This window comes from Streptomyces sp. NPDC003042, from assembly GCF_053591315.1.
Window position 1 is genome coordinate 76,282 of sequence record NZ_JBSFTP010000004.1, and the last position, 23,977, is coordinate 100,258.

Annotated in this window: 23 protein-coding genes; 4 read left to right on the top strand and 19 right to left on the bottom strand. The window is 73.6% G+C overall.

The genetic code is table 11. The features are described 5' to 3' along the window. Positions 1–4 precede the first annotated feature (4 nt). Together ACWDYJ_RS03635 and ACWDYJ_RS03640 are read right to left on the bottom strand one after the other, a co-directional pair. Positions 5–2,437, bottom strand: coding sequence for a SpoIIE family protein phosphatase (locus ACWDYJ_RS03635; RefSeq protein ID WP_451563808.1), 2,433 nt, complete (start codon positions 2,435–2,437; stop codon positions 5–7). A 100-nt stretch (positions 2,438–2,537) separates the two neighbouring features. Then, a complete protein-coding gene (locus ACWDYJ_RS03640; protein WP_451563809.1) occupies positions 2,538–3,650 on the bottom strand; it encodes a carboxylate-amine ligase in 1,113 nt (370 codons plus the stop codon). A 147-nt stretch (positions 3,651–3,797) separates the two neighbouring features. Between ACWDYJ_RS03640 and ACWDYJ_RS03645 the strand changes: the two genes are divergently transcribed. Both ACWDYJ_RS03645 and ACWDYJ_RS03650 read left to right on the top strand, forming a co-directional pair. Next, positions 3,798–4,982: a zinc-dependent alcohol dehydrogenase gene (locus ACWDYJ_RS03645; RefSeq protein ID WP_451563810.1), complete on the top strand. Its 1,185-nt coding sequence runs from the start codon at positions 3,798–3,800 to the stop codon at positions 4,980–4,982. A gap of 36 nt (positions 4,983–5,018) precedes the next feature. Continuing rightward, the gene (locus ACWDYJ_RS03650; protein WP_451563811.1) at positions 5,019–5,489 is read left to right on the top strand and encodes a hemerythrin domain-containing protein; all 471 of its coding nucleotides are present in this window, start codon (positions 5,019–5,021) and stop codon (positions 5,487–5,489) included. Between the two features lie 45 nt (positions 5,490–5,534). Here the strand turns inward: ACWDYJ_RS03650 and ACWDYJ_RS03655 are convergent, their stop codons facing one another. The 6 genes from ACWDYJ_RS03655 to ACWDYJ_RS03680 form a co-directional block, all read right to left on the bottom strand. Further along, positions 5,535–6,581, bottom strand: a complete 1,047-nt coding sequence (locus ACWDYJ_RS03655) for an NAD-dependent epimerase/dehydratase family protein (protein ID WP_451563812.1) — start codon at positions 6,579–6,581, stop codon at positions 5,535–5,537. Next, positions 6,578–7,288, bottom strand: coding sequence for an HAD family hydrolase (locus ACWDYJ_RS03660; RefSeq protein WP_451563813.1), 711 nt, complete (start codon positions 7,286–7,288; stop codon positions 6,578–6,580). Before ACWDYJ_RS03660 ends, ACWDYJ_RS03655 begins: the two co-directional genes overlap by 4 nt. An 18-nt stretch (positions 7,289–7,306) precedes the next feature. Continuing rightward, a complete protein-coding gene (locus ACWDYJ_RS03665; RefSeq protein ID WP_451563814.1) occupies positions 7,307–8,623 on the bottom strand; it encodes a cytochrome P450 in 1,317 nt (438 codons plus the stop codon). Between the two features lie 73 nt (positions 8,624–8,696). Further along, positions 8,697–10,097 carry an NADP-dependent succinic semialdehyde dehydrogenase gene (locus tag ACWDYJ_RS03670; RefSeq protein ID WP_451563815.1) on the bottom strand — a complete coding sequence of 467 codons (1,401 nt, stop codon included), beginning with the start codon at positions 10,095–10,097 and terminating at the stop codon, positions 8,697–8,699. A 108-nt stretch (positions 10,098–10,205) separates the two neighbouring features. Continuing rightward, positions 10,206–10,577 (bottom strand): PRC-barrel domain-containing protein, encoded by a 372-nt coding sequence (locus tag ACWDYJ_RS03675; RefSeq protein WP_451563816.1) that lies wholly within the window; start codon positions 10,575–10,577, stop codon positions 10,206–10,208. A gap of 16 nt (positions 10,578–10,593) precedes the next feature. Then, positions 10,594–10,755 carry a hydrophobic protein gene (locus tag ACWDYJ_RS03680; RefSeq protein ID WP_451563817.1) on the bottom strand — a complete coding sequence of 54 codons (162 nt, stop codon included), beginning with the start codon at positions 10,753–10,755 and terminating at the stop codon, positions 10,594–10,596. 155 nt (positions 10,756–10,910) lie between these two features. Here ACWDYJ_RS03680 and ACWDYJ_RS03685 point away from each other — a divergent pair, with 155 nt between their 5' ends. Beyond that, positions 10,911–11,090 (top strand): CsbD family protein, encoded by a 180-nt coding sequence (locus ACWDYJ_RS03685; protein WP_451563818.1) that lies wholly within the window; start codon positions 10,911–10,913, stop codon positions 11,088–11,090. 169 nt (positions 11,091–11,259) lie between these two features. Here ACWDYJ_RS03685 and ACWDYJ_RS03690 read toward each other — a convergent pair whose 3' ends face one another. Continuing rightward, positions 11,260–12,024 carry a LysR family substrate-binding domain-containing protein gene (locus tag ACWDYJ_RS03690; protein ID WP_451563819.1) on the bottom strand — a complete coding sequence of 255 codons (765 nt, stop codon included), beginning with the start codon at positions 12,022–12,024 and terminating at the stop codon, positions 11,260–11,262. A 58-nt stretch (positions 12,025–12,082) separates the two neighbouring features. On the opposite strand from ACWDYJ_RS03690, the gene ACWDYJ_RS03695 reads away from it, so the two are divergent. Further along, a complete protein-coding gene (locus tag ACWDYJ_RS03695; protein WP_451563820.1) occupies positions 12,083–12,484 on the top strand; it encodes a DUF5997 family protein in 402 nt (133 codons plus the stop codon). Between the two features lie 99 nt (positions 12,485–12,583). On the opposite strand, the gene ACWDYJ_RS03700 is transcribed toward ACWDYJ_RS03695, so the two are convergent. The 10 genes from ACWDYJ_RS03700 to ACWDYJ_RS03745 are packed head-to-tail and all read right to left on the bottom strand — an operon-like array spanning position 12,584 to position 23,896. Next, entirely contained in the window at positions 12,584–14,140 is a 1,557-nt protein-coding gene (locus ACWDYJ_RS03700) for an ABC transporter ATP-binding protein (RefSeq protein ID WP_451563821.1), read from the bottom strand. Continuing rightward, entirely contained in the window at positions 14,137–14,961 is an 825-nt protein-coding gene (locus ACWDYJ_RS03705; protein ID WP_451563822.1) for an ABC transporter permease subunit, read from the bottom strand. Before ACWDYJ_RS03705 ends, ACWDYJ_RS03700 begins: the two co-directional genes overlap by 4 nt. Then, complete coding sequence (locus tag ACWDYJ_RS03710; protein ID WP_451563896.1) at positions 14,958–15,914, bottom strand: ABC transporter permease; 957 nt, start codon at positions 15,912–15,914, stop codon at positions 14,958–14,960. The genes ACWDYJ_RS03705 and ACWDYJ_RS03710 overlap by 4 nt, the downstream gene beginning before the upstream one ends. After that, positions 15,902–17,470 carry an ABC transporter substrate-binding protein gene (locus ACWDYJ_RS03715; protein ID WP_451563823.1) on the bottom strand — a complete coding sequence of 523 codons (1,569 nt, stop codon included), beginning with the start codon at positions 17,468–17,470 and terminating at the stop codon, positions 15,902–15,904. Before ACWDYJ_RS03715 ends, ACWDYJ_RS03710 begins: the two co-directional genes overlap by 13 nt. Then, complete coding sequence (locus ACWDYJ_RS03720) at positions 17,467–18,279, bottom strand: class I SAM-dependent methyltransferase (protein ID WP_451563824.1); 813 nt, start codon at positions 18,277–18,279, stop codon at positions 17,467–17,469. The genes ACWDYJ_RS03715 and ACWDYJ_RS03720 overlap by 4 nt, the downstream gene beginning before the upstream one ends. 11 nt (positions 18,280–18,290) lie before the next feature. Further along, positions 18,291–19,535 (bottom strand): MFS transporter, encoded by a 1,245-nt coding sequence (locus ACWDYJ_RS03725; RefSeq protein ID WP_451563825.1) that lies wholly within the window; start codon positions 19,533–19,535, stop codon positions 18,291–18,293. Then, entirely contained in the window at positions 19,532–20,584 is a 1,053-nt protein-coding gene (locus ACWDYJ_RS03730) for an enolase C-terminal domain-like protein (RefSeq protein ID WP_451563826.1), read from the bottom strand. The genes ACWDYJ_RS03725 and ACWDYJ_RS03730 overlap by 4 nt, the downstream gene beginning before the upstream one ends. After that, positions 20,581–21,765: a PLP-dependent cysteine synthase family protein gene (locus ACWDYJ_RS03735; RefSeq protein WP_451563827.1), complete on the bottom strand. Its 1,185-nt coding sequence runs from the start codon at positions 21,763–21,765 to the stop codon at positions 20,581–20,583. Before ACWDYJ_RS03735 ends, ACWDYJ_RS03730 begins: the two co-directional genes overlap by 4 nt. Further along, positions 21,762–22,625 carry a Rossmann-like domain-containing protein gene (locus ACWDYJ_RS03740; protein ID WP_451563828.1) on the bottom strand — a complete coding sequence of 288 codons (864 nt, stop codon included), beginning with the start codon at positions 22,623–22,625 and terminating at the stop codon, positions 21,762–21,764. Before ACWDYJ_RS03740 ends, ACWDYJ_RS03735 begins: the two co-directional genes overlap by 4 nt. Then, a complete protein-coding gene (locus ACWDYJ_RS03745) occupies positions 22,622–23,896 on the bottom strand; it encodes an ATP-grasp domain-containing protein (RefSeq protein WP_451563829.1) in 1,275 nt (424 codons plus the stop codon). The genes ACWDYJ_RS03740 and ACWDYJ_RS03745 overlap by 4 nt, the downstream gene beginning before the upstream one ends. Positions 23,897–23,977: the final 81 nt, after the last annotated feature.

Sequence of the window (23,977 nt, forward strand, 5' to 3'; positions counted from 1 at the left end):
CTCCTCATGCGGGAGGGGCGGGGACGTGGATGTCCAGGACGCAGATGTCGTCCCGGTGCCCCGGGCGCTGCGCCGCCAGAGTCCGGGCGAGTGCTTCGGACCGTCCCTCGTCGACGAGCCGGCGGGAGGTGTCGGCGAGCCGGGTGAGTCCGGTGTCGATGTCCTCTCCCGGTTCCTCGACGAGCCCGTCGGTGTAGAGCAGGAGGTGGTCACCCGGTGCCAGGGTGAGCGTGGCCCGCGCGTACACCGCGTCGGAGGTCGCTCCGAGGAGGGCGCCCACCGGCTGGGGCAGGAAGCCGGCCTGACCGCCGCGGATCAGCAGGGGCGGCAGGTGTCCGGCCCGTACCCAGGTCAGGCGGCGGTCCGAGGGCCGGTAGTGGGCCATGATCATGGTGGCGGTGGCTCCGTGGGTGTCCGAAGCCGTGTTTAGCAGGAGGGTGTTGAGCCGGCTCATGGCGTCGGGCAGCGCCGAGCCGGTGACGATCATGCCCTTGGCGGTGAACCGGAGCTGGGCCATGGTCGCGACGGCGTCCAGCCCGTGGCCCGCGACGTCCCCGACGACGAAGAGGGCGCTCCCGTCGGGGAGTTCGATGGCGCTGTACCAGTCGCCTCCGACGTTCACCCCGGTGTCGGAGGGCACGTAGGCGACGTCGACGCGCAGCCCGGCCCGCTCCAGGGACTGCGCCGGGAGGGGCAGCAGAGCCTGCTGGAGGCGGTCGGCGAGGCTGCGTTCGGCCTGGAGCATCCCGCGCTGGACGAGGACGGCACGTTCGCTCTGGTGCAGGGCCAGTTCGGCGTCCCGCTGCACGGTGAGGTCCTGGAAGAAGCCGTGCACCTCGACCGGTGTGCCGTCGACGTCCGTCCGGGCCTTCGCGACCATCCGCAGGTGGCGGACGCCGTCCGCGGTGGTGATGCGGAAGGGCTGGTCGATGGCCGTGCCGTCGTCCAGGAGCCGCCGCACGGCCGCTCCCAGCCGCGGCCGGTCCTCCGCGACCGGGTGCAGGGGCAGCTCGTCCAGCGCCATCGGCCCGTCGGCGGGGTCGCGGTCGAAGATGGCGTAGAGGTGCTCGGACCAGGCGATGGCGTGGGTGGCCAGGTTCCAGCCCGCCCAGCCGAGATGGCCCAGCCGCTGCATGTCCGCCAGCCTGCGGGCCTCGCGCTCGGTCGCGTCGTGCTGGGTCCAGGACACGACCAGGCGGCTCCCGAGCCGGGTGACCCGGACGGAGTACGAGGATTCGCTCGGGACTCCGGCGATCACCTCGTGATAGGTGAAGGGCTCGCTCTCGTACAGCGTTCCGGTGGTCAGCGTGTCCAGGTATCCCTCCCAGAGGGGGGTGCCGGCCACGGTGGGGTAGGTCTCCAGGATCCGCCTGCCGATGAGTTCCTTGCCGCTGCGGCCGGCCGCGTCGACGGACATGGGCGTCGCCGCGTCGATCCGGTAGTCCTCGATCTCGCCGGTCCGCGACCGCAGGGGCGTGAGGAGGATCGCCGGCGCGCAGAGCGCGTCCATGACCGTCTGGACGGCGTCCACGCCGTCCCGGCCGCCGTCGCCCGCCCGGTGGGCGCCGGCCGGGTGCCCGAAGACGCGCAGCGGGCCACCGCACAGCCGGGCGGCCCGTCGCAGCAGGGCCCTGGTGTCCGGGGTGAAGGGAGCGTCCCGGGTGCGGAAGAAGCCGATCGCGGTCGTCGCCGGACCGTCACCGGGCACGGGGATCCAGGCACGCGACGGCCAGCGCTCGGGTGGATCACCGATGAGCAGATAGCGGGTGGCGTCGCGCGACGGGTCCTCCAGCCACAGGGGACGCCGGGCGGCGACGGCTTCGAGGGGGGCCGCACCATCGAAACCGCCGAGGGGCGGGACGTGGTGCCACTGCTCGGCCAGCGTGTCGTCGATGCCGGCCGAGCCCGCCAGGTCCAGGCTGCCGGCGGGGCCGACCGTGTAGATCATCACCGCGTCGACGTCCTCGGCGTCACCGAGGACGGCGCGCAGCAGGCCGGCCACGTCGTCCGGACCGTGCGCGTCGGCCAGACCCTCGGCCAGACGGGCCAGGAGCGGACGCTGTTCCTCGTCCGCGGAACCGGGAGGCCCCGACGCCGGGGCCCGCTCGGGCGCCGGAGGCCGGAACTCCGGCGGGAGCGACAGGGCCAGCGGGGACGGGGACGCGGGGCGCGCGCGGACCTGGCCCAGGATGATCCAGCACTCCTCCAGCAGGGTCCGCCGCCGCTGGTCGGCGCGCCGCATGAGCATGTCGTAGGCCAGATCGGCCGACACCCCCGCCTGGGCCATCAGCACGCCCTTGGCCTGCTCCACGACGGCCGTCGTCGAAACGATTCCTTCCAGGTCCGCGACCTCGGAGCGCAGCCTGGCCACCACCTTGGCCAGGGCGAGCACCTCGGGCGGGGCGCCGTCCGCGGGAAGCGCGGAATCGCTCTTCATCCTCCGATCATGGCACGGCTGGGACGCCTGGGACCCTCCGCCGGTCCACCGTTTTCCCGGCGGGACCGGCCCCTGTCGCGACCCCTCCCCGCCGCCGGGTTCAGCAGGGGAGCGGAGCGGTCCGCGGGGCCGCGGCGAGGCTGTCGACGACGGCCGCGAGGCTGCCCGTACGGGCGTGGACGGCCCGCTGGCGGCTCGCTCCGTTGCCCTGTCGGCGCAGCCGGTCCCACAGGGTTTCCACCGTGCGCAGGTCACCGGCCGCCGCGAGCCCGGGGGCAGCGCGCTCCAGCATCCGGTCGACGAGCAGGGCCGCGTGCGGCTCGCGCCGCCCGCTGCTCGGGTCGATGCCCGGCCCGGTGATCCCGTACGCCGCCGCGAGGGTGTGCGCGGCCTCGAGCCGGCCCGTGGGCGGGTCGGGCGGCGGTACGCCGGCGTCCACCTCGGCGAGGAGCACGCCCGCGAGCCCCCGTACGAGCGCGGCCGTCAGGACGACCGTGTCGAGGTCGGCGTTGACGTCGGCGACCCGTACCTCCAGCGTCGGCACGTGCTCGGAAGGGCGGGCGTACCAGTACAGCATCCGGCGGTCGAGGAGCACGCCCGCGCTGACCAGCCCGTCGACATGGGCGAGGTACCGGCGCTCGTCGACCAGCGGGGGCGGTCCCACGGTCGGCCAGCAGGAGGAGGCCACCGAGCGCCAGCTGTCGTAGCCGGTGTCGCGGCCGCGGACGAACGGCGAGTTGGCGTTCAGCGACTGGAGCACCGGCAGCCAGGGGCGCACGTGGTTCCCCAGGGCGAGGGCCCGTCCCCGGTCCAGTGCGCCCACGTGCACGTGGCAGCCGCAGACGAGGCTGGACGGGGCGACGAACACGGCGTACCGACGGGCGATGTGGCGGTAGCGCTCGTTGTCGGTCACCGTCAGGGGCTCCCGCGGCGCGATCACGGGGACGGGCGAGGCCACCAGCAGGCAGTCGGCCGCGCCGGCGGCCTCGGCGACGGTCCCGCGCAGCCGCCGCAGCTGCCCCCGCAGGTCGGCGCAGTCGACGGCCGGCTCCGTACAGACCTCCACCTGGGCGGTGAAGAACTCGGCCTGGACCAGGGCGCCCAGCGCGGCGGTGGCCGCGCCGATCACCTGCGGCGCCCGGTTCACCGGCGCCCGGCTGTCGCGGTCGACCAGGAGGTACTCCTCCTCCACACCCATGGTCAGTACGTCCATCGGGGCCTCCTCCCACACGGTGTCCGGCGCCTACCCGTCCGTTTCCCCGCCACACGGGCGCCGGCGGGGCGCCGCCCGCATAGTCCGCTACGCCACGGGAAGGCGCAGGGTGTTTCTGTCACCGACTCCCGTCGCGGAGGCGAGACCATGCGCGCAGTGACCTGGCAGGGCACGCGGGACGTCCGCGTGGAGAACGTGCCGGATCCGCGGGTGCAGGACCCCACCGACATCGTCGTCAAGGTGACGTCCACCGGCATCTGCGGCTCCGACCTGCATCTGTACGCCGTACTGGGACCCTTCCTCGACGCCGGGGACGTCCTGGGACACGAGGCCATGGGGTATGTCGAGGAGGTGGGACCGGAGGTCGAGACGCTGCGCCGGGGCGACCGCGTCGTCATCCCGTTCAACATCTCCTGCGGCCGCTGCTTCATGTGCGACCAGGGCCTCCAGTCCCAGTGTGAGACCACCCAGGTGCGAGAGCACGGAAAGGGCGGCGCGCTGTTCGGATACACCAAGCTGTACGGCCAGGTCCCCGGCGGGCAGGCGGAGTACGTGCGCGTGCCCTTCGGTGACACCCTGCCCGTCAAGGTGCCCAAGGGACCGCCGGACGAGCGTTTCGTCTACCTGTCGGACGTGCTGCCGACGGCCTGGCAGGCCGTCGAGTACGCCGCCGTCCCGCCGGGCGGCTCGCTCACCGTCCTGGGCCTCGGGCCGATCGGGCTGATGGCCGCGCGGATAGCGCTGTACCGGGGCGCGCGGATGGTGGTGGGCGTCGACCTCGTCCCCGCCCGGCTGGAGCGGGCCCGTTCCTTCGGGGTCCACACGCTCGACCTCACGGAGCGCGGCAAGGCGCTGGGCGACACGGTCCGCGAGCTGACCGGGGGGCGCGGCACGGACAGCGTCATCGACGCGGTGGGGATGGAGGCGCACGGCGCGCCGCTGGCCTCCGCGGTCCAGAAGGCGACGGTACGGCTGCCGGACGCCCTGGCGAGGCCGCTGATGGAGCGCGCCGGAATCGACAGCCTGCACGCCCTGCGCACGGCGATCGACGTGGTGCGCAGGGGCGGCACCGTCTCGGTGTCCGGTGTCTACGGCGGCGCCGCAGATCCACTGCCGCTGCTCACGATGTTCGACAAGCAGATCCAGCTGCGGATGGGGCAGGCCAACGTACGGGCGTGGGTGGACGACATCCTGCCGCTGCTCGGCGACACGGATCCGCTGGGTGTGGAGGGCTTCGCCACGCACACGATGCCGTTGGAGGAGGCTCCGCGGGCCTACGCGATGTTCCAGAGCAAGGAAGACGGAATGATCAAGACGCTGCTCAGGCCCTGACGGGCGCGCGCCGCGCCGAACGGGAAAGAGGCGGGCATGGACGGCATCGTGCTGTTGAAGGAAGACCACAAGACCGTCGAGAAGCTGTTCAAGCGCTTCGAGGCGACGGACGAGGGCGCCCTGGAGGAGAAACAGGAAATAGTCGACCGGATCGTCGACGAGCTGACCACCCACACCTTCATCGAGGAGGAGATCTTCTATCCCGCGGCGCGCGCGGCCGATCCGGACACCGCCGAACACGTGCTGGAGAGCATCGAGGAGCACCACGTCGCGGTGTGGATCTGTGCCGAGCTCGGCATGCTCGAACCGGCCGACGAGCGCTTCGACGCGAAGGTCCGCGTGCTCATCGAGAGCGTGCGCCATCACGTGAAGGAAGAGGAGCGGGACTGGTTCCCGCAGGTGCGCAAGGCGATGGGGCGCAACCGGCTGAAGGAGCTGGGCGAGCAGATGGCGGCCGCGAAGGACCGGGCGCCGGACGCGCCGCTCGACGTCCCCAGCGCCGAGTGAGCCGTCCCTGTCCGTCCCTGTCGCGGCGCCGGACCGTGCCGCCGGTCAGGCGTGACCGGCGGCCAGCGGCGGCGTCCGCATGCCCGCGCCCTCGCGCAGGCCCTCGAGGAACTCCTCGAAGGCCTCCACGGACGTACGGCGCGGCTCCCACTCCAGTTCCTCACGGGCCCTGGTGCAGTCCAGCAGCGGCAGCCGCAGCACCGCGTCGAAGAGGTCGGGGGAAGCGGGCACCAGGCGCAGCCGCCACGCGGCCGAGAGTGCGGTCCGTACCGCGCCGACCGGCACCCGCAGGCGCCGGGCGTCGAAGATGCCGGCCAGGGCCGCCGCGCCGAGGGGCGGATCGGCGGCGAGGTTGAAGGCTCCGCTCACCGGGCGGGCGACGGCCTCGCGGTAGGCGGCGGCCGCGTCGTCGGTGTGCAGCGCCTGGAACGTCAGGCCCGGGAGGTCGGGCACGGCGGGGATCAGGCCGGGCCGGACGAGCGAGCCGGGCAGCAGCCGACCGGCGAAGATCCGGCGCTGTTCGGAGGCGGCCTCCCGCTTGAAGAGGAAGGCGGGCCGCATCCGCACCACGCGGATGGAGGGATGGGCGCACTCGTAGGCGTCGAGGACCCGTTCCAGGTAGGCCTTCTCCCGCGTGTACGCGGCCTGCGGCCAGCCGTGCGTCGGCCACGTCTCGTCGACCCTGGGGTCCTTGGGGCCGGGTGAGTAGGCGCCGACCGAGGAGGCGTGGACGAGTACGGGCACCCCGGCCGCCGCGACGGCCTCGAACACCCGGATGCTGCCGAGGACGTTGGTGCGCCAGGTCTGCGCGGGGTCGTGGGTGGGCTGGAACTTCCAGGCGAGGTGGATCACCGCGTCCGCGCCGGTGAAGAGCGGTACCAGGTCGGCGCCGCCCGGCTCGATGTCCACGGCCTCCCACTGGGTCTTGGGCGGCTGCCACGCGGGGACGCGCCGGGCCAGGCCCAGGACGGAGACCACGGCGGGGTCCCGCGTGAAGGCCTCGACGACGCTGGTCCCGACGTTTCCGGTGGCTCCGACGACCACGACGCGCGGGCCTTCTCCTCCCGGCTCGGCGGTTGAGTGCGATGTCATGGGACGGGCTCCCTTCCGGGGGACGACACGGTGTCCGCGCCGCTCGGCGCGGCGGCGAACGGGCTGCGGTCGAGGTGGGCGAGCAGATCGCCGGGGTGCTGGTAGACGGCGTCCGCCCCGGCCTCTTCGAGGTCGCGCCGCGGGATGCCGCCGCAGAGCAGCCCGACGCACGGGACACCGGCCCGAGTGGCCGCCTTCATGTCCCAGACGGTGTCGCCGACGTACACCGAGCCGTCCGGGGGCGCGTCCACGAGGCCGAGGGCGTGGTGCACGGGATCGGGCTGCGGTTTGCCCTCGCTGACGTCGTCGGAGCTGGCCGTGGCGGTGATGGCCTCTTCGGCGTCGATGGCTTTGCGCAGCGCGCTGAGTTCGGTGCCGCCGGCCGAGGTGACGAGCACCACCCGCCAGCCCCGCCCGTGGAGTTCGCGCAGCAGCCCGGCGGCCGAGTCCAGCGGGGGCAGCCGGTCGAAGTACGTGCCGTAGAGGGTGTCGTGTGCGGCGCTGATCTTGTCGTCCTGGCTCGTGTCACGGTCGTCGCCGAGAAGGTGGGCGACCAGGTCCTCGCCGGGCAGGCCGACGGCTCGGTGGATCTCGTGCATGGCGACGTGGTGGCCGGACTGCCGCAGTGCCTCCCACCAGCAGATGACGTGCAGGTGGTTGGTGTCGGCCAGGGTTCCGTCGACGTCGAACAGCGCCGCGCGGTTCATGTGCCCCTACCTCCGTCTTCAGCTCGGACGTGCTTTCTGCCGACTGCTCGGCCGGCGTACCGCCTTCACCACGAAACCGCTGCGCGGTCGCGTGGGGATGCGGTGGAGCGGGATCCTGAGGTCCTGTTCCGGGACGTCGAAGTCGAGGCGGGCCAGGGCCGAGGCGAGCGCGGTCAGCACGCTGACGGCGATGTCCTCCCCGGGACAGCGGTGACCGGTGCGGGCGTCCCCGCCGCCCTGCGGGATGAGCTCGTCGCGGTCGGGTTCCCGGCCGAGGAAGCGGCGCGGGTCGAAGTGGTAGGGCTCCGGCCACAGTTCGGGGTCGTGGTGGTGCCCGTAGACGTCGAGCAGCACCATGGTGCCCTCGCGGATCTTCTCTCCCTGGAACTCCAGGTCCCGGGCGGCGAGGCCGCCGACGAAGGGCGCGAAGGGGTAGAAGCGCCGGACCTCGTGCGCGAACGCCCGGGCGTACGCGCCGTCGTCCGCGCGCAGCCGCTCCCGCTGCCCGGGGTCGCGGTGCAGGGCGTGCGCGGCGAAGGCGGCGAACCAGGCCAGGGCCACCGTCGGCCGGATGATGTTGAGCAGTTCGACGGCCGCGGTGTGCGGATCGAGCAGTCGGCCGTCGGCGCCGCGGTGCCGGGCCACCGTCTCCAGGGCCGAGCGGGAGGACCCGTCCACCCGGTGGACGGTCTCGGGGCGGCCGAGGTGGGCCACGCCCGCGCGTACCTCCTCGACGCTCCGCGCGAGCGCCGCCTCCTGGCGGGACCGGGCCCGGCGGGCCTTCCAGTGGCGCGGACCGGCGGTGGCGAACCCGTCGACCATGGCCACGCAGTCCTCGGCGATCTCGCGGGCGGCGTCCTCGGGGACGGGCAGCGCGACCCAGTCGCAGACCGCCCGGGCGAGGACGGCGCTCACCTCCTCGAAGAGCACGACCTCGCGGCCCTCCCACTCCTCGACGGCCTCGCCCCAGTACCTCTCGACCCGGTCGACGAGCGCCCGGACGCCGTCCGGGGCCATCAGGAGGGAGACGAGCATGTCCTTGCGGGCCCGGTGCGCGTCGCCGTCCAGGGTGTGCACCGCGCCCCGGCCGAACAGCGTGTCCAGTACGGGCCCCGGCAGCGCCCCCTGGCGCAGCACGTGGCGCTCGTCGTAGAAGAACTCCACCGCCGCCTGACCGTGCAGGGCGATGGCGCTCCTGCCCATGAGCCGGACCCGGACCGGGCCCTCACCGCCGTGGCCGCGGCGCAGGTCGGGGAGCCAGGCGTAGCCCTGGGCCAGCAGGGGGACGGTGCGGTCGATCAGGGGGACGGTTCGGTCGATCAAGGTGACGGACATGTGCGGCGCCTACCCTCTGCGTCGGCCGGCACTCACCGCGGTGCCGGAGATTCGGCGGGACCGGCCGGTTGGCTCAGCCCTCGCCCGCTGCCTGCCAGATCGTGGTGACGTTGCAGAACTCGCGGATGCCGTGCCCGGACAGCTCGCGCCCGTACCCCGACCGCTTGACGCCGCCGAACGGCAGAGCGGGGTGGGAGGCGGTCATGCCGTTGACGTAGATGCCGCCGGCGTCGAGGTCGCGTACGAAGCGTTCCAGGTCGGACTCGTCGCGGGTCCAGACGTTGGAGCTGAGTCCGAAGGGGGTGTGGTTGGCGCGCTCCACGGCTTCCTCCAGGCTCCCCACCCGGTACAGGGTGGCGACGGGCCCGAAGGTCTCCTCCTGATCGACGCGCATGGCCTCGGTGACGTCGGCGAGGACCGTCGGCTCGTAGAACCAGCCGTCCGGGTGTCCGGGCGGGCGCCGGCCTCCGCACAGGACCGTGGCGCCCTGGCGTACGGCGTCCTCGACCAGTTCCTCCAGGCCGTCGCGGCCGCTCTCGGTGGCCAGCGGGCCGACGTCGGTGGAGTCCCGCATCGGGTCGCCCACGGTGAGCGCCGCCATGCCGTCCGTGAAGTGCCGGGCGAACTCCTCGTAGACGTCGCCGTGCACGATGAACCGTTTGGCGGCGATGCAGGACTGGCCGTTGTTCTGGACGCGGGCGGTCACGGCCGTGGCGGCGGCCCGGGCGATGTCGGCCGAGGGCATCACGACGTAGGGGTCGCTGCCGCCGAGTTCCATGACGGTCTTCTTGACCTCGTCCCCGGCGACGGAGGCGACCGCGCGCCCGGCGGGCTCGCTGCCCGTCAGGGTGGCGGCGGCCACGCGCGGGTCGCGCAGGACGCCTTCCACGGCGCCGGAACCGATCAGCAGGGTCTGGAAGCAGCCTCGCGGGAAGCCCGCCCGGTGGAAGAGGTCCCCGAGGTACAGGGCGGTCTGCGGGACGTTCGAGGCGTGCTTGAGCAGGCCCACGTTGCCCGCCATGAGGGCGGGCGCGGCGAACCGTACGACCTGCCAGAGCGGGAAGTTCCACGGCATGACGGCGAGGACCACCCCGAGGGGCCGGTAGCGCACCCGGACGGCCGAGGCTCCGGAGTCGCGCACGTCGGCGTCCGGGGGGTGCTCGTCGGCGAGGAGGCCCTCGGCGTGTGCGGCGTACCAGCGCATCGCCTTGACGCACTTGGCCGCCTCGGCGCGGGCCGCCGCGAGCGGCTTGCCCATCTCGGTGGTCATGGTGCGCGCGATGTCCTGCGCTTCGGCCTCCAGGAGTGCGGCCGCGCGGTTCAGCAGCTCGGAGCGCTCGGAGAAGTCGGTGCGGCGGTAGTCGGGCGCCGTCCGCGCGGCTTCGGCCAGGCACCGCTCGATGCCGTCGGCGTCGAGTGCGTCGAAGGTGCGCAGCGTCTGGCCGGTCGTGGGATTCACGGTGGCGATGGTCATGGTCCGCCTTCCTGGCCCCGCCCTTCCTGCGAGGGAGCCGCGCCATCGACCCTGCCCGTCGGCCCGGCGCCGCGCAACGCGAGCGCCGGGGCACGCCGCGCGCCCGCGTCAGGCGCGGTGACTGGTGCCGAACGGGCCGGTGATGCCGTAATAGAGGCCCAGTTCCTCGCGGTACGCGGGGTCGGTGAGGTGCTCGTCCCGGTGGAACTCCGGAGCATTCTTGATCTGCTCCTTCGTCAGGCGGACGCGGACCTTCTCCTCCACCAGATCGACCTCGGTCACCGTGTCCGCGGGCAGGAGGACTTCCTTGCCGAATATCCACACACCGGTGTCCACGACCAGATAGGCGTCACCCGCCTGGCCGGAATGTTTGTCGACCTTGCCGATACTTCCGTCGGTCGCCTCGACCTTATAGCCGGTGAGGTCGGCGCCGACCTGATAACCGGAGGCCGACGAATAGCTCCATCCGTGTTCAGCCACGTGAAGAACTCCTCCACTACCAGCGGTACCAGCGCCCGCCGCCGCCTGCCGGACGGGCGACGAATCCGATCAGCCAGAGGACCAGTACGACGATGGCGATCCACCACAGGACGTCCCACGCGAAACCCGCGCCGAAGAGGAGGAGCACCAGCAGGAGAACGAGAAGAAGGGGAACCATGACTATCAACCTCCGGTGCACCGTCTGCCCCCGCATTCGCCCGTTACACCTCCCCCGCACTCTTCCGGCTCTCCCCCGTCCCCCCGAATTGCGAGGTGCCCGGTACCGGCGCATGGTGGGCATGCAACATTCCCCCAGGAAGGAACGACCTCGTCATGAGCAAGGCAAAGGCGAAGGCCAAGCAGGTCAAGGGCAAGCTCAAGGAAACCGCGGGCGACGCGATGGACGACAAGCGCATGCAGGCGGAGGGCAGCGCGGAGCAGATGGGCGGCAAGACCGAGGAGATGGTGGCGAAGGCTTCCGACAAGGCGAAGAAGGCCAAGGGCAAGACCTGACGCGACGGTCCGCCTCAGCCGCCTTCCCCCTCGTGCGGGTGGTACGGGCGGATCTGCTCCTCGCGTCCGATGCCGGGCCGCTCCCGCTTGGCGGAGCGGCCCGTGCTCACGCCCCGGTCAGTACGGTCGCCGTGGCGCGTTCGGCGTTCGGGCGCCGGCCACGGTGCGACTACCGGCCGCGGCGGGGCTTGCCGCGCTTGGCGGCCTTGGGGGTGGCGGAGCCGCCGCGTGCGTTCTTGCCGGCCGGCTTGCCGCCCGACTTGGCCCGCGCTTGCGACGTGCCCGCCGCGGTCTTGCGCTGCTTGGGCTGCGGCGGGGTCGGCGGGCGTCCCCGCGTGCTGTTCACGGTCCGCCCGCGGACGATTCCGATGAACTCCTCCACCAGGTCGGTGGTCTTCTCCTCCGGCCAGGACAGCGCGATCCGTGACTCGGGCGCACCGGAGAGCGGCCGGTAGGTGAGGTCCTTGCGGTGGTGCAGGCGGGCGAGCGACTGGGGGACGACGAGTACGCCGATGCCCGCCGCCACCAGCTCGACGGCGTCCGCCGTGGTGGCGGGGCGCTCGAAGGCCGGCCGGCCGGGCAGGCTCTCCCAGCCGAGGACGTCGTCAAGGGGGTGCAGCACGATCTCGTCGGCGAGATCCTCCGTCGACACCTCCTCGGCCGAGGCCACGAGGTGGTCCTTCGGGATCACGACGACGGTCGTCTCGGTGTAGAGCGGGATCGCGCTGAGGTCGGCCCGGTCGACGGGCAGCCGCACGAAGCCCGCGTCGGCGCCACTGCCCCTCAGCAGGTCGAACGCTTCGGTGGGCGACACTGCGACGAGTGTCAGCGGGACGTCGGGCAGCCGCTCGTTCCAGATCCGCACCCACTTGGTGGGCGTCACTCCCGGGACATAGGCGAGCCGGAACGAAGGGGTTACTTCCGAGCCTGTCACCCCGCCAGGTTACCGGCCGTGGTCGGAGGTAGCGCACACGCTCGATACTCTTGACTCCATGACGTCGCACCAGAGCACCCAAACGATGAAGCCCGCGACCGCGGCGAAGAAGCTGGGTGTGTACCTCGAAGCCACCCCCGCCGAGTTCCAGGAGGGGGTCGTCTCGCGCACCGAGCTGAGCGCCCTCCAGGCCGACCCGCCCGAGTGGCTGGTCGAACTGCGGCGCAACGGCCCGCACCCCCGCCCGGTCGTCGCGGCGAAGCTCGGTGTCTCCATCGCCGGTCTCGCCCGCGGCGGGGTCACCGAGGCCCTCACCACGGAGCAGATCGAGGCCCTGAAGCAGGAAAACCCCGAGTGGCTGCGGAAGGAGCGCGCCACTCAGGCCGAGGTCCGCAAGGAGACCGTGCGGATCAAGGAGAAGAACGCGCAGCGCGCCGAGCAGCGCGACGAGCGTTCCTGACCTCCCTCCCCCGAGGCCCTGTCGTCGAAGTCCCGCCTGGCCCGCGACGCCTCGTGCCGCGGGCCTTACCGGCGCTGCTTTGACGACAGGGCCTCGGGATCATCGGCCCGGCCCCTTGACGGGGGCCGGGCCGAAGTCGTGTGCGCGCTCGGCCGCGAGCAGCGCCCGGGTGAAGGCGTGCCGCGGCTCGGCGAGCAGCCGGTGGGCCGGGCCTTCCTCGACGACGCGGCCCGCGTCCAGGACCGCGATCCGGTCGGCGAGCACCCCGGCGGCCGCCAGGTCGTGGGTGATCAGGACCAGGCCGAGTTCGGTCCGATCGCGCAGTGCGGCGAGCACGTCGAGCAGGCCGCGGCGGCTGACGGGGTCCAGGCCCGAGGTGATCTCGTCGCAGACCAGCACCTCCGGCCGTGCCAGCAGGGCGCGGGCCAGGGCCGCCCGCTGGAGTTCACCGCCGGAGAGGCCGCCGGGGCGGCGTCCGGCCTGCCGCTCGGTGAGGCCCAGCTCCGCCAGCGTGCGCAGCGCCGCCCGGCGCGCCTCGTCCGGGGTCGCGCCGCGCAGGCGTACGGCGCTGCGGGCGACCTGGTCGAGCACGGGCCGGTGCTCGTCGAAGGCGGCCTTCGCGTCCTGGAACACGTACTGGACGGCCGCCAGCTCGATGCGGCCGCGCCGGCGCAGGCTGCGCGGCAGCGGCTTGCCGTCGCGCAGGATCCGGCCGTCGTAGCGGGTGTGCAGCCCGGCCAGGCAGCGGCCCAGGGTGGTCTTGCCGCTGCCGGAGCGGCCGATCAGCGCCAGGCACTCCCCCGCCGCGACCGAGACCGAGACGTCGCTCAGCACCTCGACGGTGCCCCGCGCGGTGCGGTGCGTGGCCGTCAGCGCCCGCGCCTCCAGGCGTACGGGGGCCCTCGGGCGGGCCGGGCGCGGCTCGGGCGGCGGGTCCTGCGGGGGGCGGCCGAGGACCGAGGACACCGGCCCGCGGTCCACCACGCGGCCGTCGCGCAGGACGACGACCTCGTCGGCCAGTTCCCGTACGACGTCGAGGTCGTGGCTCAGCAGGACCACGGCGATGCCCTGCGCGGCCACGGCGGCCAGCTCCGCGACGATGCCCTGTTTGGTGAGGGCGTCCTGCCCGGTGGTGGGTTCGTCGGCGACGATCACGCGGGCGCCGAGCAGCAGCGCCTGGGCCAGGACGACCCGCTGCTGCTGGCCGCCGGAGAGCTGGTGGGGGAAGCGGCGCAGGACGACGGCGGGATCCGGGATCCGGGCCAGCAGCAGGGCCTCCTCGACGCGTCGGCGGATCTCGCCCCTGCCGCCGCCCTGGCGGGCGGCGATGTCCCGCAGCAGCGCCCCGGCGCGGCGGGCGGGGTTGAGGACGGCTCCGGGGTGCTGGGGCACGTACCCGACCGCGCTCCCCGCCGTGCGGATGGTGCCCTCGACGCGGGCGCCCGGCGGGTACTCGCCGAGGAGGGCGAGGCCCGTGGTGGTCTTGCCGCTGCCGGAGGGGCCGATGAGGGCGGTGATCCGGCCCGCGTGGGCCTGGAGGCCGACCCCGTCGACGACGGCTCGGCCGTCGATCTCCACCCGCAGCCCCCGCACTTCGGCGACGGGGCCTTCGGCAGCGGGGTCTTCGGCGGCGGGGTCTTCGGCGACGAGGCTCATCGCGTCGCTCCTTTCCTACGGTTCTCAGCGACCGCGGTGGTGTCCTGCTGCGCGGCGTCGAAGAGCAGGTTGGTGCCCATCGACAGGGCCGCGATGAGCAGGGCGGGCACCACCACGGGCCAGGGCAGCAGGAAGAGGCCGGCGCGGTTGCGGTCGACCATCACGGCCCAGTCGGCGGCGTCCGGCTGCACCCCGACGCCGAGGAAGGCGGCCGTGGCCACCAGGTACAGGGCGCCCGTCAGCCGGATTCCGGCGTCCGCGGCGAGGGTGCGGCGCATGGAGCGGGCCACGTAGCCGACGGCCGTGCGCCACCAGGATTCGCCTTGCATGCGCAGGGCTTCGACCGCCGGCCGGGAGGCGATCTCGACGGCCGCCGCGTGCACGACGCGGGCCGCGTCGGGCACGGCGGCCAGGCCGACCAGGACGGTCAGTCCGACGGGTCCCGGCGTGAGGGTGGCCGCGACGAGCAGCACCAGGAGCAGGGAGGGCACGGCGATGACCACGTCCAGGGGCCGCATCAGCGCTTCCTCCAGCCAGGTACGGCGGGTGAGCGCGGCGCCGAGCCCCAGCGGGATCGCGACGAGGTAGGCGAGCGCGGTGGCTGCGAGGGCCACGAGGACGACGGACCGGCCACCGAGGAGAACTTGGCGCCACACGTCGCGGCCGGCGAAGTCGGTGCCGAGCCAGTGGCCTTGCCCCTCGGCGAAGGAGACGGCCCGCGGCCCGGCGGGTCCGGCGAACAGCGGGCCGAGCAGGGCGAGGAGCAGCGGTACGGCGATCAGTGCCAGGGCGAGGGCATACCGTGACAGGTGATATTTCACGCTGCAACCTCCGAGCGTGGAGCGAAGCGGCGCGCCACGAGATCGGCCGCGAGGTTGACCAGGACGGTGACGACGCCGAAGACCACCGCCATGCCCTGGACGACGGGGATGTCACGGGCGGAGACCGCCTCGATGAGCACGGTGCCCAGCCCCGGGATGACGAACAGGGCCTCCACGACGATCACCCCGCTCAGCAGCCAGTCACAGGTGCGGGCCAGCTGCTGGGTGGCCGGGGCGAGGGCGTTGGGCAGGGCGTGCGTCCAGCGGACGCGGGCGCCGGGCACGCCGAGGCGCCTGGCCTGGGCGACGTAGGGCGAGGCCATCGCGTCGATCATCCCGGCCCGCACCAGGCGGCTGATGGTGCACACCGGCCGGGACAACAGGACCAGAACGGGCAGGACGAGCACGGCGGGCTGGACGTACGGGTCCGCGCCGACGGCGGTGGGCGGCAGCCAGCCGAGCCAGAGGCCGAACACCGTGGCGAGCAGCACCCCGAGGGCGAACTCCGGGACGGCGTGGACGGCGAGGGTCGCGGCGCTGACGGCGCGGTCCAGCGGTCCGCCCTCGCGGCGGGCGGCCAGCACGCCGAGACCGGCCGAGACGGGGAGGAGCAGCGCGAAGGTGGCGGTGGCCAGGAGCAGCGTGGGGCCGAGCCCGGCGGCCAGGTAGCCGGTGACGGGCCGCCCGGTGACGAGGGAGGTGCCGAGGTCGCCGTGGAGCAGTCCGCCGACCCAGTCGAGGAAGCGTTCGGCGGGCGGGCGGTCCAGGCCCATGGCGGCCCGGATGCGTTCGATGCGCTCGGGGTCGGGCTGGTCCCCGGCCAGGACCACGGCGGCGTCGCCGGGCAGGGCCTCGGTGAGTACGAAGATGAACAGGACGACGGCCGCCGTCTGCCCCAGGCCGAGGAGCAGACGGCGGCCCGTCCAGGAGAGGTGGACGCTCACGCCAGCCAGATCTTGTCGAAGCGGGCCCAGTCGAGGGTGTTGGCGGGCGCGGTCTTGGAGACCCCGCGCACCTTGGGCGCGGTGGCCACGATCCAGTCGGCGAAGCCCCAGATCAGGAAGCCGCCCTCGTCGTGCAGGCGGCGCTGCATCCGCTCGTAGAGGGCGGAGCGCTGCGCCTCGTCGCGAGTGGACTGGGCCTGCTGGTAGAGGTCGTCGAAGTCCTTCTGCTGCCATTTGGTGGCGTTGGTGGTGGAGCCGGTCAGGAGCCGCTGGGAGAGGTGGGACTCGATGGGCATGGCGCCGGAGCGGTAGGAGGCGAAGGTTCCGGCGGACAGGATGTCCTTCCAGTACGTGTCCTTGTTGCCGACCTTGACCTCGACGGTGACCCCGGCCTTGGCCGCCTGCTCCTTGAAGATCCCGGCGGCCTCGATGAATCCGGTGGCGGCGGGCGCGGTGTCGAGGCTGACCTTGAGGCCTTCGGCGCCGGCCTCCTTGAGCAGGGCGCGGGCCCGCTCCAGGTCCTGGGTGCGCTGGGGCAGGGCGGACGCGTAGTACTGGTAGCCCTTGCCGAAGAGGTCGTTGCCGATCTCGCCGGCGCCGGAGAGGGCGCCGTCGACGAGTTCCTTGCGGTCGGCGATGAGGAAGAAGGCCTGGCGGACCCGCTTGTCGTCGAAGGGCGGACGGTCCGTCTTCATGACGAAGCCCTGCATGGCGCTGCCGGGGAGGCGGACGACCTGGATGCGGCTCTGGCCCTCGTGGGTACGGGCGGTGGCGGGGCTCAGTTCGTGGGCGTACTCGACCTGGCCGCCGAGCAGGGCGCTGACGCGGGCAGATTCCTCCGCCGCGATGACGAACTCCAGCTCGTCGAGGTGCGGGGCGCCTTCCCAGTAGGCGTCGTTGCGCTTGACGACCAGCGAGCTGCCGGGCGTGAAGGACACGAAGCTGAACGGGCCGGATCCGACGGGCCGGTCGAAGGCGGTGGCGTCCTCGGGGACGATGTACGCGCCGAAGGCCGCGAGCACGTTGGGGAATTCGGCGTAGGGGCGCTTGAGCCGGAACTCGACGGTGGTCGCGTCCACGGCGCGGCTGGCGGCGAGGTCGATGGGCTCCAGCGAGGCCTTGGCGCGGAAGGTGCCCTTCGGGTCGGCGATGCGGCGGTAGCTGGCGAGGACGTCCTCGGCCGTGACGGGCCTGCCGTCGTGGAAGGCGGCCTTGCGCAGGGTGATGCGCCAGGTGTCGAGGGTCTCGTTCGGCTCCCAGCGTTCGGCGAGCCGGGGGACGGCGGCGAGGTCGGCGCCGAAGTCGGCGAGCTTGTCGAAGAGGGCCTTGGCGCGGGCCGCGTCGACGAACAGGTTGGCGGCGTGCGGGTCGAGGGTCTCGCCCGCTCCCCCACCGGCGAAGGCCGCGCGCAGCCGGCCGCCGCGCCGGGGGGTGCCCGCGGCGGCGTTCTCGGCGTCGGGCGCGGTGTCCCCGGCGCTGCCGCATCCGGCGGCGAAGGCCAGCGCGGTGGCGCTGCCGGCGATGATGAATCCTCGGCGGGCGAGGCCGCTGGGCTGCTCGTTCATGGGGTGGTGTCTCCGTTGCGGTGGTGGGGTGGTGCGAGGCGGGCGACGAGGTGGAGGCGGTCGGAGCTTGTGCTGCCCTGCGGGGCCGCTCCCTCCGTCCAGGGCGGTTCGGTACGGGGGCCGGGGCGGTCGTAGAGGTCGAGCAGCTCGAAACCGGCGGTGGTGAGGAAGTACCGCAGCTCCTGCGGGAAGAGCAGGCGCCAGGCGGAGTGCTGCTCCGCCGGCGGCGCGCCGTCGTCGGAGGTCCAGATACGACGGCGGCGCAGGAGTTGCGCGCCGTGGTCGATGTGGAGGGTGGTGCGGGAGGTGTACGTGGTCCCGTGCCGGGCGAAGGAGGCGGTGCGCGGGCCGTCGAGCAGCTCGGTGTTGCCGAGGAAGAAGGCTCCGTTGCGCATCTCGGCGACCAGCAGCCCGCCGGGCGCGAGGTGGGCGCGGCAGCGGGCCAGGAAGGCGGCGAGGTCCTCGTTGGTGTGGCAGTAGAGCAGGGCGCTGTCCAGGCACAGGACCGCGTCGAAGACGGCGTCGCCGAGGTCGAAGTCCCGCATGTCGGCGTGGTGGTAGCCGGGGCCGGGGTGGCGGCTGCGGGCGTGGGCCAGCATGGCCGACGAGGTGTCGATGCCGGTGACCTGGCGCCCGGCCCGGTGGTGCAGCCAGGCCGCGTCCCGGCCGGTGCCGCAGCCGACGTCGAGGACGCGGGGGCCCGCGCCGTGGCGCAGCAGGACGTCCTCGGCCCAGCGGGCGGCCAGGTGCTCCGGATCGGGGAAGCGCTCTTCGTAGAGCTCGGGCTGGTCGGTGAGGAGGTTGCTCATCGGGTCTCGTTTCACGGTCGGGCGTCCACCCGCTGGGGCCCGGATTCGGCGGGCAGGGCGCCGGCGCGGTGCAGCCGCGCGACGGCGGCGGCCGAGGCCAGTCCCAGGGCGAGGCAGCAGGCGTAGGGGAGCCAGGTGAGGCCGGTGTGTCCGGCGGTGTCCATGGCCCACCCGATCCCGGCGCTGCCACCGGCTGCGGCGATGCCGGACACCGCGTAGAAGAGGCCGTAGGAGGTGCCGGTCAGGTCGGGGCGGCCGAAGGCCGGTATCAGCTCCATGACGAACGGCTGGGCGATCATCACACCGAGGTGGAGCAGCAGTGCGCCGGCGAGTACGGGCAGCAGGGCCAGCGGGTGTACGGGCGAGTCCGCGACGAGCATCGGCGGGACGAAGCCGGTGCCCATGACGGCGAGTCCGGCGGCGATCCAGCGGGCACGGCCGCCCCGGGCGCCCAGGCCGCGGGTGATGCGCAGCTGGAAGAGCAGGTTGGCGACGGTCCCGGCGACGAACAGCAGGCCGATCGAGCCGTCCCAGCCGGAGGCGCGGGCCGCCGCGTGGGGCAGCAGCAGGTACAGCTGGTTCTCCAGGCCGTACATGCCGACCATGGCGAGGGAGAAGGCCAGGAACCGGCGGTTTCCGGCCACCTCGCGCCAGTCGGCGAGCACGGCGGTCGTGGGAGTCTCGACGGTGCGGGCGGGCAGCACCAGCAGCTGGGCGAGGGTGAGTACGGCGAAGACGCCCGCCGCGGTGAGGGCGGCGGCCCGGAAGTCGACGAGGAGCAGCAGGCCGCCCAGCAGCGGACCGAGGAGGGCCCCGGTGGTGGCGAAGACGTTGAACAGGGCGAAGGCCTCCGCCTTGCGCTCCCCCGCCTCCTGGGCGACGTAGGTCCGCACGGCGGGGTTGAACAGGGCCCCCGCGAGCCCGCTGAGTATGGACGCGGCGAGCAGCGGACCCAGCCCGTCGCCGAGGGCGAACAGGCCGAATCCGACGGTGCGCAGGGCGCAGCCGGCGATGATCACGCCGCGGGCGCCGAGCCGGTCGGCGGCCGAGCCGCCGATGAGGAAGAGGCCCTGCTGGCTGAGGTTGCGCAGGCCGAGGACGATGCCGATGGCGGCCGCCGAGAGCCCGAGGTCGTCGGAGAGGTGGGTGGCGAGGTAGGGGATGAGCAGGTAGAAGCCGGTGTTGACGCCGAGCTGGTTGACGAGCAGGAGGCGTACGGCGAGCGGGAAGCTCCGTACGGCGGCCAGGGTTTTCACCGGGCGGCCTCCCCGGCGGTCCGTCTCACGCCCAGGCCGGCCCGGCCGGAGGGGCGTACGGTCCCGTCCGCGCCGCCGATGCCGCTCCAGGGGTCGTCGGCGAGCAGCAGGTGTCCGTCGAGGTCGACCCAGCGGGCCCGGTCGGCCAGGTGCACGGCGGGGGCGATGCCGAGCGAACTGGCGGTGAGGCAGCCGAGCATGAGCTCGGTGCCGCTGCCGCGCAGGGCTTCGTGGATGCGCAGGGCGGCCCGTACGCCGCCGCACTTGGCGAGCTTGACGTTGACGCCGTGGACGAGTCCGGCGAGGGCGGCGGCGTCCTCGTAGGAGACGGCGTCCTCGTCGGCGATGACCGGGACGGGCGACTCCTTCGCGACGCGGGCGAGCGCGTCGGGGCGGCCCGGCGGGATGGGCTGTTCCACGGCGGTGACACCGAGGGCGTGGAAGCGCGGGAGCAGGTCGAGGGCCTGGCGGGCGGTCCAGGCGCCGTTGGGGTCGAGGAGCAGGCCCGCCTCGGGGGCGCCGGTGCGTACGGCTTCGACCCGGGCGAGGTCCTCGGCCGGGTCGGGGGATCCCGCTTTGACCTTGAGGACGGTGAAGCCGCTCATCGCCAGCCGGGCCGCCTGGGCGGCGGCCCGTACGGGCTCGACGATGCCGATCGTACAGGTGGTCGCGGCGGCCGGCGGGGTGTCGGTGCCCAGCAGTTCGTGGGCGGAGCGGCCGGCGCGCTTGCCGACCAGGTCGAGGAGGGCGGCTTCGAGCGCGGCGTTGACCCCGGCGGGCAGCTCCGGCCAGGCATCGGCGACGTCGGGGTCCTCCCATGCGGTCTCCGGGTCGGGGAGGCGTTCGACGGCGGGGCGGACGGCGGCCAGGTTCCGGACGATCCGGCTGGTGGGCAGGCCGAGGTAGTCGCTGCTGACGGCCTCGCCCCAGCCGCGCAGGCCGCCGTGTTCGACGGTGACCCAGACGGCGTCGCGGCGGGCCATGACGGAGCGGGAGATGCGCAGCGGCTCGGCCAGTTCCAGTTCCGTGGTCTGCCAGGTGAGCTTCACGCGGCGCCTCCCCGGACGGTCGCGGCGGTGGCGGTCGCGGTCGCACGCGTCGGGTCGACGACGGTGCGGCAGCGGGCCCAGCCGACGGCCTCGGCGGCCTGCGGATGGCGGATCTCCAGGGGGCGGACCGCGAGTTCGGCGCGGTCGAGGCCGTGGGTGTGGCAGAAGTCGTCGTCGTAGACCGTGCCGAGGTAGCGGTGGGGGCCGTCGGGGAAGACGGTCGCCACGACGGCCCCGGCTTCCACCCGGGCCGCCCAGGCGGAGACGAGGGCGACGGCGCCGGTGCTCCAGCCGCCGCTGACGAAGCTGGTACGGGCGAGCCTGCGGCAGGCGTCGACCGCCTCGGCGGGGCCCACCCAGTGCACCTCGTCGAAGGCGTGGTGGGCGACGTTGCGGGGGTGGATGCTGCTGCCGAGCCCGCGCATCAGGCGGGGGCGGGCGGGCTGGCCGAAGATGGCGGAGCCGACGGAGTCGACACCGATCACCTTCATGCGCGGCCAGCGGCGGCGCAGCGGGCCGATGAGCCCGGCGCTGTGGCCGCCGGTGCCGACGCTGCACACCAGGATGTCCAGGTGGTCGAGCTGGGCGGCGAGTTCGGCGGCCATCGGCAGGTAACCGGCGGCGTTGTCGGGGTTGTTGTACTGGTCGGGCCAGTAGGCGTCGGGCATCCGGCCCAGCACCTCGCGCAGCCGGGCGATGCGGGCGGCCTGCCAGCCCCCTTCGGCGGCAGGCCGCTCGACGAGCTCCAGCCGGGCGCCGTAGGTGTGCAGCAACTGGCGCATGGACGGTTCGAGTTCGGCGTCGCCGACGAGGACGACGGGGTGGCCGAGCGCCTGCCCGGCGAAGGCGAGGCCGATGCCGAGCGTGCCGGAGGTCGATTCGACCACCGGGGCGCCGGGGCGCAGCTCGCCGCGCCGCCGGGCGCCGCGGAGCATGGACAGGGCGGCGCGGGCCTTCATGCCCCCGGCGCCGAGGCATTCGAGCTTGGCCCAGAACCCGGGGTGGGCGTAGGGCAGTTCGGTGCGGATGCGGGCGATCGGGGTGCCGCCGGCGAGCGGCAGCAGGTCGGGGTTGGCGGCGGCCTCGGCGAACTGCCGGGGCAGCGGGGGCGCCGAGGCCAACGGTGCGGTGGTCAGGGCGGCCGTGGTCAGGGATGCGGTGGTCAGGGGTGCGGTGGTCATCGGGCGCCTCCGTAGCGGTGGATGACTCCGGGGCCGCCGTCGAGCCAGAAGAACGGGTAGGGCTCGGCGGACACGGCGCCGACCCCGGACCCGAGGAATCTCGGCAGGATGGCGCTGCCGGTCTGGGCGAACATCACGAGGGGCTTGCCGGTGGTGGCGGCGTGGTCCAGCAGCGGCTGGAAACTGCCGTTGCCCAGCGTCATGCCGGAGGCGAGGACCGCGTCGCAGTGCTCCAGCTCCGCGAGGGCGTCCGTCCGCACGGGCTCGCCCCACTCGGTGGCGCCGCCCTTGAGGTCGCAGGGCACGTACCCGGCGCCGCGCGCCCGCAGCTGTTCCAGCAGGGAGTTGACGACGCCGACGACGAGCACCCGCCGCGGTCCGGTGTCGGGCAGCAGGTCGACGACGGCGCGGGCCCGGGCGCGGGAGCGGTGCAGGGAGCTGCCTGCGGGCAACGCGCAGGGGCGCGCTCCGTGGGCGGGGGTGTGCGGGCGTACGTGTGCCAGGTAGGCGTCCAGTGCGGCGATCCGCACCGGCAGCAGGGGGTGGTCGAGGAGGTCGGCCACGGTGGCGCCGACGCAGTCGTCGAGGGCGGCGGCGGGCAGGCTGCCGGGCTCGACGGCGCAGGACCCGACGGCGGCGGCCAGGCGCAGGCTGAGGACCTCGTTGCGGTAGCCGCCGGAGCGGCCTTCGTGGCGCACGGCCTGGGTGGTGGTGAAGGCGAGGGCGATGCGCTCGTGGGCGGGGTCGGATCCGTAGGCTCCGGCGCGGACGTGCTCGAAGAGCTGGTCGACGCTGCGGACGGCGGGCTCCTCGGACGTGGGGCCGTCCAGCGTGGGCCCGTTGAGGGTGGGCGCGCTCATGCGGGCACCGCCGAGGGGTCCTCGCAGTGGACCCGCAGGTGTGCGAGCAGCCGCTCGGCGGCCTCGCGGGCGCCGCCGCCCTCGGTGTCGGCGGTCATGATGTGGCCGAGGTATTCGTTGTTGCTGGTCGCGGCGCGTACGGTGCGGCCCGGCTCGGCGAGGGTCAGTTCCAGTACCTCGGGCTGTTCGCGGACCAGGTCCGCCCCCTCGATGGCGGTCAGGGTGCCGGAGGCCTCGGGGAGCAGGAAGGCGATGGCGGCGCTGTGCACTCCGGTCGCGCGCGGCGCGAGGTCGGGTACGGCGCCGAGGGCGACGTCCACACAGGCGGCGGCGAGGTCGACGCCCGTGACGTGGCGGACCAGTTCGGTGATCCGGTTGCCCGCCGGGCGGGGGTTGACCTCGACCACCTTGGGGCCCTCGGGCGTCAGCTTGATCTCGGTGTGGCAGACCACGTGGTCCAGTCCGAGGGCCTTGATCGCCGCCACGGCGGTGTCGGCGGCGGCCTGCGCCTGTGCGGCGGAGGTGCCCGCCGGGAACATGTGCCCCGTCTCGATGAAGGCGGGCGCCCCGCCGATGCTCTTGTCGGTGACGCCCACGACGTGCGTGGCGCCGGCGAAGGAGACGGTCTCGACGCTGACCTCGGGACCGGTGAGGAACTCCTCGAGGAGGAAGACCGGCATACGGTCCTGCCCGCGCGCGTTGACCGGAAAATCCGTCAGGGCCCGGCAGGCGAGGTCCAGTTCCCGCTCGTCGCGTACCTCCCGCACCAGCATCCCGGCGCACAGGTCCACGGGTTTGACGACCAGCGGGTAGCCGATCTCCCGGGCGGCGGCCACCGCCTGCGCCGCGTCCCCGCAGACCGCGAAGCGGGGCCCCGGGATCCCGGCCTCGCCCAGCACGCGCCGGGTCAGGTCCTTGCGGCAGGCCGCCTCGACGGCGTCGGGTGCCGGGCCGGGCAGGCCGAGGCGTTCGGCCGTACGGGCGACCGCCGGCAGGTAGTAGTCGCAGGAGGAGACGACCCCGTCGAAGGCGAGCACCGCGTGCAGCCGCTCCAGGTGGGGCAGCAGCGCGTCCATGTCGTTCGTGTCGACGGTCAGGATGTTTCGCGCCGCGAGCAGCGGGTGCGGCCCCTCGGCGTGCCCGACGCCGCGCAGGTAGTGGTGCAGATCCCTCGTGACGAAGGTGAACTCGTGTCCGCCTTCGCGAATCGCCCGGGGCAGCAGCCTGCTCATCGACCCCACCCAGCTCTCGACAACCAGCAGATGTCCCACGGAACTTCCTCTCAGACCGCGTCCACGACTCCTGGAGAACAGGAGCCGAGCAGACGTTATCTGAAATCGTTTTCATTTCCA

Excerpts from the sequence above, each read along its gene's own strand:
- ACWDYJ_RS03635 (WP_451563808.1), bottom strand. The coding sequence starts at position 2,437 with ATGAAGAGCGATTCCGCGCTTCCCGCGGACGGCGCCCCGCCCGAGGTG.
- ACWDYJ_RS03640 (WP_451563809.1), bottom strand. The coding sequence starts at position 3,650 with ATGGACGTACTGACCATGGGTGTGGAGGAGGAGTACCTCCTGGTCGAC.
- ACWDYJ_RS03645 (WP_451563810.1), top strand. The coding sequence starts at position 3,798 with ATGCGCGCAGTGACCTGGCAGGGCACGCGGGACGTCCGCGTGGAGAAC.
- ACWDYJ_RS03650 (WP_451563811.1), top strand. The coding sequence starts at position 5,019 with ATGGACGGCATCGTGCTGTTGAAGGAAGACCACAAGACCGTCGAGAAG.
- ACWDYJ_RS03655 (WP_451563812.1), bottom strand. The coding sequence starts at position 6,581 with ATGACATCGCACTCAACCGCCGAGCCGGGAGGAGAAGGCCCGCGCGTC.
- ACWDYJ_RS03660 (WP_451563813.1), bottom strand. The coding sequence starts at position 7,288 with ATGAACCGCGCGGCGCTGTTCGACGTCGACGGAACCCTGGCCGACACC.
- ACWDYJ_RS03665 (WP_451563814.1), bottom strand. The coding sequence starts at position 8,623 with ATGTCCGTCACCTTGATCGACCGAACCGTCCCCCTGATCGACCGCACC.
- ACWDYJ_RS03670 (WP_451563815.1), bottom strand. The coding sequence starts at position 10,097 with ATGACCATCGCCACCGTGAATCCCACGACCGGCCAGACGCTGCGCACC.
- ACWDYJ_RS03680 (WP_451563817.1), bottom strand. The coding sequence starts at position 10,755 with ATGGTTCCCCTTCTTCTCGTTCTCCTGCTGGTGCTCCTCCTCTTCGGC.
- ACWDYJ_RS03685 (WP_451563818.1), top strand. The coding sequence starts at position 10,911 with ATGAGCAAGGCAAAGGCGAAGGCCAAGCAGGTCAAGGGCAAGCTCAAG.
- ACWDYJ_RS03695 (WP_451563820.1), top strand. The coding sequence starts at position 12,083 with ATGACGTCGCACCAGAGCACCCAAACGATGAAGCCCGCGACCGCGGCG.
- ACWDYJ_RS03700 (WP_451563821.1), bottom strand. The coding sequence starts at position 14,140 with ATGAGCCTCGTCGCCGAAGACCCCGCCGCCGAAGACCCCGCTGCCGAA.
- ACWDYJ_RS03715 (WP_451563823.1), bottom strand. The coding sequence starts at position 17,470 with ATGAACGAGCAGCCCAGCGGCCTCGCCCGCCGAGGATTCATCATCGCC.
- ACWDYJ_RS03720 (WP_451563824.1), bottom strand. The coding sequence starts at position 18,279 with ATGAGCAACCTCCTCACCGACCAGCCCGAGCTCTACGAAGAGCGCTTC.
- ACWDYJ_RS03735 (WP_451563827.1), bottom strand. The coding sequence starts at position 21,765 with ATGACCACCGCACCCCTGACCACCGCATCCCTGACCACGGCCGCCCTG.
- ACWDYJ_RS03740 (WP_451563828.1), bottom strand. The coding sequence starts at position 22,625 with ATGAGCGCGCCCACCCTCAACGGGCCCACGCTGGACGGCCCCACGTCC.